Genomic DNA, 14,462 nt, shown 5'->3' with positions numbered 1-14,462 from the left:
GCGAATCCTTTTTATAGGTCTTGTAGTGGTGCGCTGACGCGACGGGCGCCGAGCACACCGGTGACGATGACATACGTTAGCGCGGCAGCGGCAATGCCTACCAGCGGCGCGACCCAGGGCGAGCTGAACGCGGCGATGGTGCCGATGCCGTAGGCCCCGAGCCCCGGCCAGTTGAACGCCGGCAACCGTGCGTCGGCCAGACGCGGATAGTGGCCGCGCCAGCGATAGAAAAAGTCAGCCATGATCACCCCGCCTATCGGCGGAATCACCGTGCCGAGCAGAATCAGATACGGCACCAGCATGTCGTACATGCCGAGCAGGGCGAGCAGGGTGCCGATCACCGCGCCACCGAGGGTCACGGTTCTGCGCCGACCGGTCCGCAGCAGGTTGCAGCCGGCGACGGCGAAGTTGTAGATGGTGTTGTCCTGGGTGCTCCAGATGTTCAGCAGCAGCATGGCCATCGCGGCCATGGCGAAGCCCTGCAACAGCAGCACTTCGACCACATCCGGTTGCTGATAGACGATCGCGCCATACGCGCCGATCAGTACCATCAGGCCGTTGCCGATGAAAAAACCGATCAGGCTGGCCAGCACCGCCACCTTTGCCGAGCGCGAAAATCGCGTCCAGTTGGTGGCTTGCGTTGCGCCGCTGACGAAGGTGCCGAACACCAAAGTGATCGCTGTCGACCAGTCCAGAGAACCGCTCGGCACTACGCTGAGCAAACCTTCGAAGCCGCCGACTTTCACGGTCGCTGCCCACATCGACAGCATCAGCAGCAACAGCATCGCCGGCACCGCGATGTACGAGAGAATCTCCAGTCCGCGATAACCGATGTACGCCGTGGCGCAAAAGCCCAGACCGAACAGCACCATCAGGACCAGCACGGTGGTTTCATCGAGATTGAAATACTTGCCGATCACCACCGCCGCTGTCGCCGTGCCCCAGGCGTACCAGCCGATCTGGGTGAAGCCGAGAATCAGGTCGCTGAGCTTGCTGCCGACTTCGCCAAAACAGAAACGGCCCATCAGGACCGAATTAAGACCGCTCTTGAAGGCGATGTAACCCAGCCCTGCCGCGTACAGGCCGAGCAGCAGGTTGCCGACGATAATCACCGCCATCATCTCGGCAAAACCGAACGCGACCCCCAGCTTGCCGCCGGCAAACATGGTCGCGGTGAAAAACGTGAAGCCGAGTAACACCATCGCCGTCGAGGCCAGGCCTTTGCGCGCGTGCATGGGGACTTCACTGAGCGGGTAATCGTTGCCGGAGGCGTTCTGCGTCATGGGGCAGTCCTTGCTGGAAGGGGGAAGACACAGAAGGGTTGCAGCGGTCGTGCCAAGCGGCGCCGCGCCGGGTATGTATAGACGACACGGCGAAGTCAGGCGCGAAAACGGTGCACCCGAACACACCATGGCCCAGTCAGGGAGCGAGCCTGTTATGTGCATTGCAGATAATTCAGACTTGGCGCCGGACTCCTGTGGGAGCGAGCCTGCTCGCGAATGCGGGGTGTCAGTCACCGAAAGATGGATTGATACGACGCCTTCGCGAGCAGGCTCGCTCCCACAAGGAAAAGGCATGCTGTTGGCTTAGAGAAAACGCAGCAGGGCGGCGACGATGGCTTCGGGTGCGTCTTCCTGGACGAGGTGGCCGGCATTGGCGATGGCGTGAAATTGCGCTCCGGGAATCATCTGCTGTAAGGCGCGGCCACGTTCGATGGGAATCCACTGATCCTCTTCGCCCCAGAGAATCTGCACCGGACAGCGAATCGTCGGGTACAGGCTTTCGGCTTCACGAGTAAAGCGCTCGTCCATCTGCGCGATCTGCCGGTAGAACGCCGCTTGCCCCGGATCGCCCAGCCAAGGCCGCACATACGGCGCCAGTTCATCATCGGCAATGTCACGGTGAATCGCGCCGCGAATATAGGTCGGCACGATGGCGCGCTGGATGTAATCGGGCAAGCCGCTGAACGCGGCTTCGTGTTGACGCACATGCTGCACGAATGCCGAGCCCCACGGCGTCAAGGCGACCGGGTCGATCAGGGTCAGGCTGCGGTAATCCTTGCCATTGAGCAGGTGCGCGCGCAACACCGTGGCGCCGCCGAAATCATGAGCGACCACGTCCGGAGTTTGCAGATTCCAGTGATCAAGCAGTTGCGCCAGGAGTTCGTTCTGCACGCCGAGCGAGACGTCGGCGTCTGGCTGCGCGGACTGTCCGTAACCGAGCAGATCGAAAAAGTGCACTCGGTGTGTGGCGAAAAAGTGCGGGGCGATGCGGTGCCACACGTAAGACGAAAACGGCGTGCCATGCACGAACACCAGCGGCGGACCGTCACCGCGCACGGCATAACGCACTTGATGCCCGTTGAAATCAAACACCTGATCCAGCAGCCAGTCCGTCATGGGCCTGTCCTCTTGGCGGGAGAACGGAAAGCATAGGCATAAAAAAACAGCCGTAAAGGCTGTTTCTGTGGACCAACGCTGTCCCACTGTAGGAGCGAGCCTGCTCGCGAAGAGGGCGTGTCAGTCGATATCAATGTCGGCTGACCCACCGCTTTCGCGAGCAGGCTCGCTCCCACAGGGCGGGGAGATGTGTGTTGCTTATTCCCCGCGATAGATGCAGCCGCTGGTGCACGTCTCATGAATGCGGATCGCGCTGAGTTCCGGCAGCAATGGCTTCATTTCATTCCAGATGAATTTGGCCAGCACTTCGCTGGTCGGGTTTTCCAGGCCGGGAATGTCGTTCAGGTAGTTGTGGTCGAGACGCTCATACAGCGGCTTGAAAATCGCTTTGATCTCGGAGAAATCGCGAATCCAGCCAGTGTGCGGATCGAGGTCGCCGCTCAGGTGCAGCGCGACCTTGAACGAGTGACCGTGCAGGCGTCCGCACTTGTGGCCGTCCGGGACGTGCGGCAGGCGGTGGGCGGATTCGAAAGTAAACTCTTTGAAGATTTCCACGGTATTTTCGGCTCTGTTCAGATGGCGTTCGCCGCAGCGATTCGGGCAGGCGGCGAGTTTATCAGCTTGTCTTTGGCCGTGCTGACTAAAGGGTCAGCAAGCGCTCGGCGAGGCGACCGCTGGCCGTCAGTTCGAGGAATTCGTCGCCCAGTCGGCGGCTCTCGTCCATCGCCGCGTGCCAGTATTTCTGCCGGCTCGGCGCATCGCCCATGAAGCGTTTGAAGTCGTTCCGGTCGGGCAGTTTGCCGTAGGGCAGGCGGGCCAGATATTCCTTCGACGGCGCGACCAGCAGCACATCTTGCAGGCGCTGCACCGAAGCGCGGCGCCAGGGCAGGGTCTTGTCGAACCAGCCGGGAATCACTCGATCGGTGAAGTGCGGATAGAGCACGATGCCGTCGCCGCTGTAGGGCAGGTCGAGGTGGTAGTCGAGCAAACCGCCGTCGCGGAACGTACCTGCGCCGGCGCCGGGCAAGTCGCGCACGCCTTCCATGACCATTGGGATCGATCCTGAAGCGAGCAGCGCCTGGCGCAGGTTGCCGGTATTGAGCGCAACGAAACGCGAGGGGAAATCGGTCAAGGCATCAAGCGGCGGCGCCAGGCGCGGATCGTGGATGATCAGCCGCTCAAAGTGTCGCGACAGCCGTGCACGGCCGCGCAGGTTGTCGGCGATTACCGAGCCCAACGCGAGACCGAGGCGCCCGCGATGGTCTTCGGCGAGACGGCCCCGGCTTTTCACCACCATGATGTTCAGACGGTAGTCGGCGTTTTCAAGAATGCTCGCGTCGCGGCCGTCGAGCAGGTCATTGAGCATGCGCTGCGAGCTCTGGCTGATCTCGGCCATGGTCACGCCTTTGTTGAAGTTCTGCTCGGCGTACAGCTGGCCGAGGCGGCGAATGCCCTCGGCTGCGTCTGGCAGGCAGGCGCTGGCGAAGCGCCAGGAACCCACCGAGGCGCCGATCAGCGAACGCTCACGCGGCGCACTCGGCAGCCACTCGCCGAACAACGCCAGATCAAGCCCCTGAATCCCCAACGCCTTTGGCCCACCGGCCGCACCGGGCAGGGTGCCGACGTCTGCGGCGTGCAATCCCTGCGCACGAATCCGCGCCATGGCCCGCGGGCCGGCCTTGAGGGTGAGGGCGGGGAACTTGATGTGGATGGCGGTCATACCGGTCTCGATCGTTAGCAAGCTGGCGATTATAAGCACACCGCATAACCCTGTGGGAGCGGGCTTGCCCGCGATAGCGTCCTTTCAGTCACAGCGATGCAAGCTGTGCCGCCGCCTTCGCGGGCAAGCCCGCTCCCACAGAGTTATCCATCAGTCTGTGGTCCAGCGGAAAGGGCACAATGATGGCCATTCAGTTTCAGTTAAGTTGACCCCGCTATGGTGCCCACCGTAAGCAACACATAAGAATTTGGAGACATCCATGAAAACCTTGACTGCCCTGACCACTGCCTCGATCCTCGGCCTTGGCGCCAATACCGCGCTGGCGCGCGATCTCGGACCTGACGAAGCGCTTCGTTTGCGCGACGCTGGTACTATCGTCTCCTTCGAGAAGCTCAACGCCATCGCCCTGGAAAAACACCCCGGTTCGGAGATCACCGAAACCGAGCTGGAGGAAGAGTACGGCAAGTTCATTTACCAGATCGAACTGCGCGACCCGAAAGGGCTGAAGTGGGATCTGGAGTTGAACGCGGTCGATGGTGAAGTGCTCAGGGATCATCAGGATACGTAATGAAGCTGAATAGTCGCGCCACCCGCCTCACGGCACTGGCGCTGGTGTTGTTGTGCAGTACGGCCATGGCCCGCGACCTCGATCAGGACGAGGCCCTGACCCTGCGTCGCGAGGGTGTGATCCTGCCGCTGGAGCAAGTGCTGCAGCAGGCCATGGATCGCTATCCCGGCGCCAAGCTGCTGGAAGTCGAGCTGGAAGAAAAACACGACGTGTACATTTACGAAGTCGAATTGCTGACGGTCGAAGGCGTGGCGCGCGAGCTGCACCTGAAGGCCGATACCGGCGAGTTAGTCAAAGACAAGGAAGATTGATCGATGCGTTTGCTTCTGGTGGAAGACCACGTACCGCTGGCCGACGAATTGCTCGCCGGCCTGCAACGCCAAGGCTACGCGGTGGATTGGCTGGCCGATGGTCGAGACGCGGTATATCAGGGCAGCAGCGAGCCCTATGACCTGATCATCCTCGACCTCGGCCTGCCCGGCGTACCGGGGCTGGAGGTGTTGGCGCAGTGGCGCGCCGCCGGTCTGGCGATTCCGGTGCTGATTCTTACCGCGCGTGATTCCTGGGCCGAGCGCATTGAAGGGCTGAAGGCGGGCGCTGACGATTACCTGACCAAACCGTTTCACCCGGAAGAGCTGTATCTGCGCATTCAGTCGCTGTTGCGCCGCTCCAAGGGCCAGGCCAACCAGCCGACCCTGCAAGCCGCCGGCCTGCATCTGGACGAAGGTCGCCAGTGCGTGGTTCGCGACGGCGCCGATATCCAGCTGACTGCCGCTGAATTCCGTCTGCTGCGCTATTTCATGCTGCACCCCGAACAGATCCTCTCGAAAAGCCACCTCGCCGAACACCTCTACGACGGTGAAACCGAGCGTGACTCCAATGTCCTCGAAGTTCACGTCAATCACCTGCGGCGCAAGCTCGGCAAAAGCGTGATCGAAACCCGTCGCGGCCAGGGTTACCTGTTCGGCGGGCAAGGTTCATGAGGTCAATCCAGCGCCGTTTGAGCCTGGGTTTGATCAGTGTGATGGTGGTCGTCGGTCTGGTACTGGCGCAAACCAGCCTGTGGTTGTTCGAAGTCGGTTTGCAGCGCTACCTCGAAGCCGGCCTGCGCAACGACAGCGAAAGCCTGCTGGTGGCGCTGGTGCGCGGCCCGCAAGGTTTGCAGCTGGATGAGCGGCATCTGTCGCCGGCCTATCAGCGGCCGTTTTCCGGGCACTACTTTCGTATCGACTTCTCCGACAGCCACTGGCGTTCGCGCTCGCTGTGGGATCAGGAACTGCCGCTGCTGCCCCACCCGGGGCTGCACAGCAACCTGCAACTGGGCCCGGGCGGGCAACGCTTGCTGATATTGCGCTCGGACTATCGACGCCTGGGTCAGTCGATCTCGATCAGCGTCGCCCAGGATTACACGCCGGTCAGCGACAGTTTTCAGCGCATGCGTCAGATTGGCCTTGGTCTTGGGCTGGCGGCGTTGCTGTTGATCCTGTTCCTGCAACGCCTGACTGTGCGCCGCGCGCTGAAACCGCTGGAACGCGCGCGCGAACAGATCGCCCAGTTGCAACAGGGCCAGCGCTCGCAACTCGACGATCAGGTGCCGGTAGAGCTGGAGCCGCTGGTGGCGCAGATCAACCATTTGCTCGCCCACACCGAAGACAGCCTCAAGCGCTCACGCAATGCCCTTGGCAACCTCGGCCACGCGCTGAAAACCCCGCTGGCGGTGCTGCTGAGTCTGGCCTCCAGCGACAAGCTCGATGACCATCCCGAGCTGCGCAGGATTCTCAAGGATCAACTCGAGCAGGTGCAGCAGCGCCTCAATCGTGAACTCAATCGGGCGCGGTTATCCGGGGATGCGCTGCCCGGCGCGTTGTTCGATTGTGATGCCGAGCTGCCGGGTTTGCTGGCGACCTTGAACATGATTCACGGCGAACATTTGGCCTTGAGCTACGTCGCACCGCCCGGGCTGCAGCTGCCGTGGGACCGTGAGGACTTGCTCGAACTGCTCGGCAACCTGCTCGACAACGCCTGCAAATGGGCCGATGCCGAAGTGCGCTTGAGTGTCATCGAACGGTCTGACGGCTTTGCCCTGAGCGTGGAAGATGACGGCCCGGGGATTCCCGAAGAGCAGCGCACTCAGGTGTTCAGCCGTGGCACGCGGCTGGATGAGCAGACCCATGGGCATGGGCTGGGGTTGGGGATCGTGCGCGATATTGTCGATACGTGGGGTGGCTTGCTGGTGCTGGGGGAAAGCGAGTGGGGCGGGTTGAAAGTGGTGATTGAACTGCCTAAGCGCTAATTGCCAAAACACCCTACATCCCCTGTGGGAGCGAGCCTGCTCGCGAATGCAATCTGTCAGATAAATGTTCGCTGACTGATACGACGCTTTCGCGAGCAGGCTCGCTCCCACATCGGGTTTTGCGGTGGATTCTAGACCCGAAACTGATCCATCAACCGCTGCTGCTGATTCGCCAGGCTGTTGAGCGACTGGCTCACCCGCGCCGATTCATTCGCCTGTCCGGACAGCGACTCGGTCACATCGCGTATTGTCGCCACGTTGTTGTTGATCTCCTCGGCCACCGCGCTCTGCTCTTCGGCAGCGCTGGCGATTTGCAGGTTCATGTCGCTGATCACGGTCACTGCATCGCCGATCTGCCGCAGCGCGGTCACGGCCTGGCCAACCTGCTCGACACTGCCCTGAGCCTGACGATGGCTGTTGCCCATCGAGCCCACCACTTCCTGCGTGCCGTTCTGCAATTGCTCGATGACCTGGCGGGTTTCCTCCACCGACTCCTGAGTGCGGCGCGCAAGGTTGCGCACTTCGTCGGCAACCACGGCAAAGCCGCGTCCGGCTTCACCGGCGCGGGCGGCTTCGATGGCGGCGTTGAGTGCGAGCAGGTTGGTCTGCTCGGCGATGGCGCGGATGGTTTCCAGCACCGTGCCGATCTTCTCGCTGTTCGCAGCCAGCCCTTCGACCTGAACCATCGCGGCGCTCATATCGGCGGCGAGGGTGTCGATGCTTGCGGTGGTGCGGTCGATCACGGTCAGGCCCTGACGGGTGGCGCGGTCGGCGTCCTTGGCGGCCTCGGCGGCTTGCGCGGCACTGCGCGCCACGTCTTGGGCGGTGGCGCTCATTTCGTGGGACGCGGTGGCGACCTGATCGACCTGGCGGTATTGCTGCTCCATGCCGGCGCTGGTCTGGGTGGCGATGGCCGAAGACTGGTCAGCGGTGTTGCGCGCATCCTGCACCGAGCGTTTCACCTCGGCGATGACCGGTTGCAGCTTGTCGAGGAACTTGTTGAACCAACCGGCCAACTGGCCGAGCTCGTCCTGTTTGTCATAGGCCAGACGCCGGGTCAGGTCGCCTTCGCCGCTGGCGATGTCTTCAAGCATGTGCGCCACGCCGAGAATCGGTCTGGTCACGCTGCGCGCCATCAGCCACACCAGCAGCAAACCGATCAGCGCGGCGAGCAGGCCGAGGCTCAGTTCAATCAGCGTGCCCGAAGTGTTGCTCGCATCCAGTTGCTGCTTGAGCGCTTCGGCGCGGCTGACCAGGACCTTCTCCGGCACATCAAGCAGCACGCCCCACGCCGGTCCACCGGGAATTGGCTGGAACGGCGACAGCACCTTCAACTGGCCATTGCTGTGCAGGCTGCTTACGCCAGGGCTCGCGGCGAGCAGGCGCAGCAACTCGCTGCCGCTGGCCTGATCCACCGCATCCAGGCGCTGGCTGAGTTTGCCGGCATCCGGGCTGTAGCCGGCGAGCAGGCCGGCGGGGCTGACGATACTGACGGCGGTCTGGCCGTCATACAGCTTGCGGCTGGCGTTCTGGCTGATCGCTTGCAGGCTGTTGAGGTTGATGTCGACCGACAGCGAGGCGATGACTTTGCCGTTGACCTGCAGCGGGAAGACGATGCTGGTCATCAGCACTTTCTGGCCGTCGATGACGTAGAAGTACGGCTCGATCACGCACGGTTTGAGCGTGGTGCGCGGGCAGGTGAACCAGGCGTTGGCGGCCTGACCGCTGGGGCCGGTGCTGGCGTCGCTCATGTCGCTTTCCGGCAGCGCCATCGAGGTGACTTTGCCCGGGGTCGGCTGCGACCAGTACAGGGCGAAACGGCCCTTGTCGTTGCTGCCCAGCTCAGCCTGGTCGGCGAACAGTTCGTCCTTGCCGTCCAGTGCATTGGCTTCGAACACCAGCGACAGGCCAAGCAGGTCCGGGTTGGCTTGCAGCGCGGATTTGACCTGACGGGTCATGTCCTCGCGCAGGTCGAAAGCATCGAGGAAGCGCTTCTCGGCCTGCTCACGCAAAAACAGCACCTGCCGCGAGAAACCGTGGCCGTATTGATAGGCGTCCATGAATTGCTGGCGAATGCCGGCGGCCTGCACTTCACCTTGCGATTCAATCCGCGCCTGCGCCGACTCGGTGAGCATCTCCATGCTCGAGGCCTTGACCAGCGCCGAGCTGTGTTCCATGCGATACAGCGAAAGACCGACCAACAGGGTCACGATACCGGCCAGGCAGAGGCCGGCGAGCAGGGTGATTTTCCATTGGATGGAAAGTTGTCTGAGCGACATGGAAATATCCTTATCCGATAAATATCTGAGACTTTGCACTGTAGCGGCAGAAAAGCAGCTTTCTTGAGCTGCAAGCTGCAAGCTGCAAGCTGCAAGCTCCAAGCTCCAAGCTCCAAGCCACAGCGTCACCGTCACCGTCTTCGCTTTTCGCTTTCGCTTTTCGCTTTCGCTTGCCGCTCGAAACTTGCCGCTTGTAGCTTGCCCCCTTGAAGCTTGCCGCTGCTTCCTTCAAAGTGCGCCCCCTTCTAATAAGACCCTCTGTACACATCCGCCGGCCAATCCCGCGCGGACTCATCCTGTCTGGCGGTGTGTTTTCACCCGCAGTGTTTTTTGAGGTAGTGAAATGAATGCAGTCATAGCAGCCGTCGGCGTCATGCTGATCCTCAGCCTGTCGCGCGTGCATGTGGTGATCGCGCTGATCGTCGGGGCGCTGGTCGGTGGCCTGACCGGTGGTCTGGGCATCGACGCAACACTCAAGGCGTTCAACAGCGGCCTGGGCGGCGGCGCGACAGTGGCGTTGTCCTACGCCTTGCTCGGCGCTTTCGCCGTAGCGATTGCCAAATCCGGCCTGGCTCATGCGCTGGCCGACAAGGCCCTGGCTATGGTGGATCGGCAGCATGCAACCGGCGGCGGTAACGTCAAATGGCTGCTGATCGGCCTGCTGTGGGTGGTGGCGATTGCCTCGCAGAACATCCTGCCGATCCACATCGCCTTCATTCCGCTGCTGGTGCCGCCACTTCTATATGTACTGACCAAGCTGCAACTCGATCGCCGTTTGATCGCCTGTGTCATGACCTTCGGCCTGATCACCCCTTACATGTTCCTGCCGGTGGGCTTCGGCAACATTTTCCTCAACGAAATCCTGCTGGCCAACGTCGCCCGCAGCGGCGTCGACATCAGCGGCATCAATGTCACCCACGCCATGGGTATCCCGGCACTGGGCATGGTTTTCGGCCTGGCGATGGCGTTCATCAGCTATCGCAAGAAGCGCGTGTATGACCTGGCGAAGATCGAACAGGTCGAGCAGACGGCGGTGCACTACAACCCGCTGAGCCTGATGATCGCCGGTGTGGCCATTGCTTCGGCATTCGTGGTGCAGTTGCTGCTGGACTCGATGATTATCGGCGCTCTGGTCGGGTTCCTGATTTTCTCGGTGTCGGGCATCGTCAAATGGCGCGAGACCGATGATCTGTTCACCGAAGGCATGAAGATGATGGCGATGATCGGCTTCATCATGATCGCCGCCTCAGGCTTTGCCGAGGTGATGAAGGCCACCGGGCAGGTGCAGACGCTGGTCGAATCGTCGGCGGCCTGGATCAATCACAGCAAAGGCGTCGGGGCTTTGTTGATGCTGCTGGTGGGCTTGCTGGTGACCATGGGCATCGGCTCGTCGTTCTCCACCGTGCCGATTCTGGCGGCTATTTTCGTGCCGTTGTGCGTGCAACTGGGCTTCAGCCCGATCGCCATTGTCTGCATCGTCGGCACTGCCGGCGCGCTGGGCGATGCCGGTTCGCCGGCCTCGGACTCGACCCTCGGCCCGACCTCGGGCCTGAACATCGACGGCCAGCATCACCACATCTGGGACACCGTCGTACCGACCTTCCTGCACTACAACCTGCCGCTGCTGGTGTTTGGCTGGGTTGCAGCGATGGTTCTCTAAACGCCCCACCAACCCCTGTGGGAGCGAGCTTGCTCGCGAAAGCGGTGGATCAGTCGCAGTTGCAGCGACTGACACGACGCCTTCGCGAGCAAGCTCGCTCCCACAGGGGCTGCGATGTTTCAAGACTCAACTTTTGCCCCGGCGTGCCGTTAAAGCCTTTAACCACGCCAACAAAATCAAAAGAGTGAGTCCCCCGATGCGCCTGAGTCTCAAGGCTAAAGTCCTGTCCCTTGCCGTTCTGCCGGTGCTGCTCTTTGCGCTGGTCATCAGCGTGACCACGCTGTTCATCCTCCAGGAACAGGCGCGCAAGGAGGTCGAACAGACCCGCGAGCGGCTGCTCAGCGACGCCAAGGCCACCCTGCAAAGTTACGTTGCCGTGGCCATGACCACGATCAAACCGCTGTACGACGCCGCCGCACCGGGCGACGACGCGGCGCGCGCCCAGGCGATCAAACTGCTCTCGGGCATCCGCTACGGCAAGGACGGTTACTTCTTCGGCTACGACTCAGAGACCGTACGCCTGTTCAAGGCCAACGACCCCGACGGCGTGGGCAAAAGTTTCAAGGACAACCGCGACCCGAACGGCGTCTACGTCAACCTCGGCCTGGTCAAAGTGGCCAAGGACGGCACCCACTATCTGCAATACAGCTCGCCGCTGCCGGGTAACGCCAAGGTGCTGGTGCCGAAACTCGGCTACACCGAATACCTGCCGAAGTGGGACATGGCGGTGGGTACTTCGGTCAACCTCGACGGCATCGAAGCGCAAGTGGCGCAGGTCGAGGCGCAAGTGCAGGAGCGCGTGCAAGGCGTGGTGCTGAGCATTGTCGGCGTCGCGGTGCTGGTGCTGCTGGTGATCGCGGCGGCGGGCATGTTGCTGGCCAACACCATTCTGCGTCCGCTGACGCAAATGAAAGCCAGCCTCGACGACATCGCCGCTGGCGAGGGCGACCTGACCCGACGCCTGAACATCACCAGCCAGGACGAACTCGGTGAGTTGGCCGGCTCGTTCAACCGCTTCGTCGACAAGATCCACGGTCTGGTGCGGCAGATCACCGAGATGACCACGCAACTGACCGGGCTGGTTACTCAGGTCTCGGAACAGGCGCAGCGTTCCGATCAGGCGATGGAGCGTCAACGCCACGAAACCGATCAGGTCGCCACGGCGATCAACGAAATGTCCGCCGCCGCCCAGGAAGTGGCGAAGAGCGCGCAAAACGCCGCCGTCGCCGCGCAGCAGACCGACGAAGAAGGCCAGAGCGCCAAGCGCGTGGTGGCGGGCAGCATCAAGCAGATTCATGCGCTGGTCGACGATATCCGCAACAGCGGCGTGTCGCTGGACAGCTTGCAGCAGGACGTCAGTTCGATTGTCGGCGTGCTTGGGGTGATCCGTTCGATTGCCGAGCAGACCAACCTGCTGGCGCTCAACGCCGCGATCGAAGCGGCACGTGCCGGTGAGGCCGGTCGTGGCTTTGCGGTGGTCGCCGACGAAGTACGCGCACTGGCCAGCCGCACGCAGATCAGCACCCAGGAAATCCAGGGCATGATCGACCGCTTGCAGGCCGGCACGCAGCAGGCAGTTGAGGCCATGCGCCGTTCCAGCGAGGCTGGCGATGGTACTTCGCAGCAAGCCAATCAGGCCGGTGCATCGCTGGATGCCATGGCGCAGTTGATCGCCACGATCAACTCGATGAACGCGCAGATCGCCAGCGCAGCGGAAGAGCAGACGGCCGTGGCCGAAGAAATCAACCGCAGCGTGCATCAGATTGCGGTGGCGGTGGACAGCGTCGCCGATGAAACGCAACTGGGCGCGCAGACCTCGCGCAGTCTGGCGGAGCTGGGGCAGCGGTTGGGCAAGCTGGTGGGACAGTTCCGTATCTGAAGATTCACGATAATCCATTGTGGGAGCGGGCTTGCTCGCGAATGCGTTGTGTCAGACCCCCAATGGGTTGCATGGCACACCGCATTCGCGAGCAAGCCCGCTCCCACATTTGAGTTTCTGTAGCTTTCAAGTCTGGTCCCAATACGGGATTTCACCGAAGCATTCGATGAAGAAATCGATCACCGTCCTTACCTTCACCGACAGCCGCCGGCTCCCGGGCCACAGCACCGCGATCTGCTGCGGTTCCAGGCTGTTCGACACCTGATATTCCCCCAGCACCGGCACCAGTGTGCCCTCGCGCACCGCTTCGCCAATCAGCCACGACGGAAACATCACCAGCCCCAGCCCTTGCTGAGCGGCCTGGGTCAGGGTGTCGGCGTGGTTGCCGGTGATCGGGCCTCTGACGGTGTATGGCGTCCAGTCCTCGCCATCACGGCGGAAAAACCAGCGCTGCTGACCGGCCGCGCCTTTGTAGGCCAGGCACTGATGTTGCGCGAGTTGGTCGGGATGCTGCGGCGTGCCATGGCGTTTGAGATAGGCCGGGCTGGCGGCGACCTGAAAGCGGTGCGGCGCGAGAATGCGTGCCTGCATGCTCGAATCGTGCAGCGCGCCGATGCGAAACAGCAGGTCGGCACCTTCCTGTAGCGGGTCGATGTAATGGTCGGTTTGCTGGATATCCAATTGCAGCTTCGGATAGCGCGCGCAGAGCTCGCCCAGCCAGGGCGTCAGATGGCGTTGGCCGAACACCACCGGGGCATTGATGCGCACCAGTCCGGTGGGTTCGCTTTGCTGTTCCTGCAACGCCTGCTCGGCCTCTTCCAATTGCACCAGCAGTAACCGCGCATGGTGGCCGAGCGTGCGCCCGGCTTCGGTCGGGGTGACGGCGCGGGTGTGGCGGTAGAGCAATTGCTGGTTCAGCGCCTGTTCCATCAACTGGATCTGCCGCGAAATCGAGGAGGGCGCGACGCCTTCGCGGCGGGCGACTTCGGAAAAACTGCCGTGGTCGAGGACCGCCACAAACAGCCGTAGCGCTTTGAATCCGAGTTCGTTGAGCCCGTGCATGCCGTGTCTCTCTGTGCGTGTTGCGCAAAAGTGTTGTCCGGATGCTCCCATTTATCGCACAGCGGCGCCAGCCGATAATCCGCGCCATTGTTTTTGAGCGTGGAAGGTCAGGTATGCAGTCGTTGGATGAGGGATTGGTCGCCGCACCGGTGAAAAAATCGATGTTGCGTCTGCTGTTGCTGCCGCTGGTGATCCTTGCCGGCATGGGCTTGTCGGTCGAGGCCGGGTTGCTCGGGCCGCTGGGTGAGCAGGTCGGGCATTTGTGGGCGACGTTGAGCATCTTCGGCGTGGGTTCGGCGATTCTGTTTTTACTTTTGTTGTTCGCCGGCCCACAGAAAGGTCCGGCGCTGACCGAGTTGCCGCGCTGGCAGTTGATCGGCGGTTTTCTAGGGCCGATCTACGTGGTGGTGCTGACGCTGGCGACGCCGCACATCGGCATTGCCATGACGATGATTGCGATTTTGTCCGGGCAGGTCGGCAAGAGTGTGCTGATCGACCATTTCGGCTGGTTCGGCGCGACGCGCAAGAAGGTCAACGGCGAGCGCTGGCTGGCGTTGGGCTTGATTGTGGTGGCTTTGGTTCTGATTGCGCGGGGGTGAGTG

The 14,462-nt window shown here is 62.1% G+C and carries 13 protein-coding genes and 2 pseudogenes; 8 read left to right on the top strand and 7 right to left on the bottom strand.

Going from position 1 to position 14,462, the window contains the following annotated elements:
- Window positions 1-11 precede the first annotated feature (11 nt).
- From codB to ACZZZ4_RS26445, 4 genes are all read right to left on the bottom strand, one after another.
- Complete coding sequence (gene codB / locus ACZZZ4_RS26460; protein WP_129999636.1) at window positions 12-1,283, bottom strand: cytosine permease; 1,272 nt, start codon at window positions 1,281-1,283, stop codon at window positions 12-14.
- A gap of 303 nt (window positions 1,284-1,586) precedes the next feature.
- On the bottom strand, window positions 1,587-2,399 hold the full coding sequence (locus ACZZZ4_RS26455; RefSeq protein WP_463549190.1) for an alpha/beta fold hydrolase: 813 nt from the start codon (window positions 2,397-2,399) through the stop codon (window positions 1,587-1,589).
- A 198-nt stretch (window positions 2,400-2,597) separates the two neighbouring features.
- On the bottom strand, window positions 2,598-2,954 hold the full coding sequence (queD, locus tag ACZZZ4_RS26450; RefSeq protein ID WP_007915588.1) for a 6-carboxytetrahydropterin synthase QueD: 357 nt from the start codon (window positions 2,952-2,954) through the stop codon (window positions 2,598-2,600).
- Between the two features lie 85 nt (window positions 2,955-3,039).
- Window positions 3,040-4,119: a patatin-like phospholipase family protein gene (locus ACZZZ4_RS26445; RefSeq protein WP_463549189.1), complete on the bottom strand. Its 1,080-nt coding sequence runs from the start codon at window positions 4,117-4,119 to the stop codon at window positions 3,040-3,042.
- A 259-nt stretch (window positions 4,120-4,378) separates the two neighbouring features.
- On the opposite strand from ACZZZ4_RS26445, the gene ACZZZ4_RS26440 reads away from it, so the two are divergent.
- Genes ACZZZ4_RS26440 through ACZZZ4_RS26425 form a run of 4 tightly spaced genes read left to right on the top strand, consistent with a single transcriptional unit; the run spans window position 4,379 to window position 6,980 of the window.
- On the top strand, window positions 4,379-4,687 hold the full coding sequence (locus tag ACZZZ4_RS26440) for a PepSY domain-containing protein (RefSeq protein ID WP_016775414.1): 309 nt from the start codon (window positions 4,379-4,381) through the stop codon (window positions 4,685-4,687).
- Entirely contained in the window at window positions 4,687-4,998 is a 312-nt protein-coding gene (locus ACZZZ4_RS26435) for a PepSY domain-containing protein (protein WP_129999634.1), read from the top strand. Before ACZZZ4_RS26440 ends, ACZZZ4_RS26435 begins: the two co-directional genes overlap by 1 nt.
- 3 nt (window positions 4,999-5,001) lie before the next feature.
- On the top strand, window positions 5,002-5,670 hold the full coding sequence (locus tag ACZZZ4_RS26430; protein ID WP_463549188.1) for a response regulator transcription factor: 669 nt from the start codon (window positions 5,002-5,004) through the stop codon (window positions 5,668-5,670).
- Window positions 5,667-6,980, top strand: coding sequence for a sensor histidine kinase (locus ACZZZ4_RS26425; RefSeq protein ID WP_415761998.1), 1,314 nt, complete (start codon window positions 5,667-5,669; stop codon window positions 6,978-6,980). Before ACZZZ4_RS26430 ends, ACZZZ4_RS26425 begins: the two co-directional genes overlap by 4 nt.
- Window positions 6,981-7,111: 131 nt before the next feature.
- On the opposite strand, the gene ACZZZ4_RS26420 is transcribed toward ACZZZ4_RS26425, so the two are convergent.
- Complete coding sequence (locus ACZZZ4_RS26420; RefSeq protein ID WP_371699990.1) at window positions 7,112-7,867, bottom strand: methyl-accepting chemotaxis protein; 756 nt, start codon at window positions 7,865-7,867, stop codon at window positions 7,112-7,114.
- A 102-nt stretch (window positions 7,868-7,969) separates the two neighbouring features.
- Window positions 7,970-8,116 (bottom strand): annotated as a pseudogene (locus tag ACZZZ4_RS26415) (HAMP domain-containing protein); the annotation flags it as partial.
- Between the two features lie 1,486 nt (window positions 8,117-9,602).
- Between ACZZZ4_RS26415 and ACZZZ4_RS26410 the strand changes: the two are divergent.
- The 3 genes and pseudogenes from ACZZZ4_RS26410 (at window position 9,603) to ACZZZ4_RS26400 (ending at window position 12,798) form a co-directional block, all read left to right on the top strand.
- Window positions 9,603-10,919: a Na+/H+ antiporter family protein gene (locus tag ACZZZ4_RS26410; protein ID WP_024013513.1), complete on the top strand. Its 1,317-nt coding sequence runs from the start codon at window positions 9,603-9,605 to the stop codon at window positions 10,917-10,919.
- A 196-nt stretch (window positions 10,920-11,115) separates the two neighbouring features.
- Window positions 11,116-11,940: pseudogene (locus ACZZZ4_RS26405) on the top strand (cache domain-containing protein); the annotation flags it as partial.
- A 36-nt stretch (window positions 11,941-11,976) separates the two neighbouring features.
- On the top strand, window positions 11,977-12,798 hold the full coding sequence (locus ACZZZ4_RS26400; RefSeq protein WP_370695145.1) for a methyl-accepting chemotaxis protein: 822 nt from the start codon (window positions 11,977-11,979) through the stop codon (window positions 12,796-12,798).
- 126 nt (window positions 12,799-12,924) lie between these two features.
- Here ACZZZ4_RS26400 and ACZZZ4_RS26395 read toward each other — a convergent pair whose 3' ends face one another.
- Window positions 12,925-13,860: a LysR family transcriptional regulator gene (locus ACZZZ4_RS26395; protein ID WP_463549187.1), complete on the bottom strand. Its 936-nt coding sequence runs from the start codon at window positions 13,858-13,860 to the stop codon at window positions 12,925-12,927.
- 113 nt (window positions 13,861-13,973) lie between these two features.
- Here ACZZZ4_RS26395 and ACZZZ4_RS26390 point away from each other — a divergent pair, with 113 nt between their 5' ends.
- Window positions 13,974-14,459 carry a DMT family transporter gene (locus ACZZZ4_RS26390; RefSeq protein ID WP_129999629.1) on the top strand — a complete coding sequence of 162 codons (486 nt, stop codon included), beginning with the start codon at window positions 13,974-13,976 and terminating at the stop codon, window positions 14,457-14,459.
- Window positions 14,460-14,462: the final 3 nt, after the last annotated feature.

It is taken from the genome of Pseudomonas sp. AC252, from assembly GCF_979258105.1.
This window is presented reverse-complemented; position numbering and strand designations above follow the sequence as displayed.

What these genes read in the sequence shown, in the direction of transcription:
- ACZZZ4_RS26390 (WP_129999629.1), top strand. Translation starts at nt 13,974, where the DNA reads ATGCAGTCGTTGGATGAGGGATTGGTCGCCGCACCGGTGAAAAAATCG.
- codB (WP_129999636.1), bottom strand. Translation starts at nt 1,283, where the DNA reads ATGACGCAGAACGCCTCCGGCAACGATTACCCGCTCAGTGAAGTCCCC.
- ACZZZ4_RS26410 (WP_024013513.1), top strand. Translation starts at nt 9,603, where the DNA reads ATGAATGCAGTCATAGCAGCCGTCGGCGTCATGCTGATCCTCAGCCTG.
- ACZZZ4_RS26435 (WP_129999634.1), top strand. Translation starts at nt 4,687, where the DNA reads ATGAAGCTGAATAGTCGCGCCACCCGCCTCACGGCACTGGCGCTGGTG.
- ACZZZ4_RS26420 (WP_371699990.1), bottom strand. Translation starts at nt 7,867, where the DNA reads ATGGAGCAGCAATACCGCCAGGTCGATCAGGTCGCCACCGCGTCCCAC.
- ACZZZ4_RS26455 (WP_463549190.1), bottom strand. Translation starts at nt 2,399, where the DNA reads ATGACGGACTGGCTGCTGGATCAGGTGTTTGATTTCAACGGGCATCAA.
- ACZZZ4_RS26445 (WP_463549189.1), bottom strand. Translation starts at nt 4,119, where the DNA reads ATGACCGCCATCCACATCAAGTTCCCCGCCCTCACCCTCAAGGCCGGC.
- ACZZZ4_RS26430 (WP_463549188.1), top strand. Translation starts at nt 5,002, where the DNA reads ATGCGTTTGCTTCTGGTGGAAGACCACGTACCGCTGGCCGACGAATTG.
- ACZZZ4_RS26440 (WP_016775414.1), top strand. Translation starts at nt 4,379, where the DNA reads ATGAAAACCTTGACTGCCCTGACCACTGCCTCGATCCTCGGCCTTGGC.
- ACZZZ4_RS26395 (WP_463549187.1), bottom strand. Translation starts at nt 13,860, where the DNA reads ATGCACGGGCTCAACGAACTCGGATTCAAAGCGCTACGGCTGTTTGTG.
- ACZZZ4_RS26400 (WP_370695145.1), top strand. Translation starts at nt 11,977, where the DNA reads ATGACCACGCAACTGACCGGGCTGGTTACTCAGGTCTCGGAACAGGCG.
- ACZZZ4_RS26425 (WP_415761998.1), top strand. Translation starts at nt 5,667, where the DNA reads ATGAGGTCAATCCAGCGCCGTTTGAGCCTGGGTTTGATCAGTGTGATG.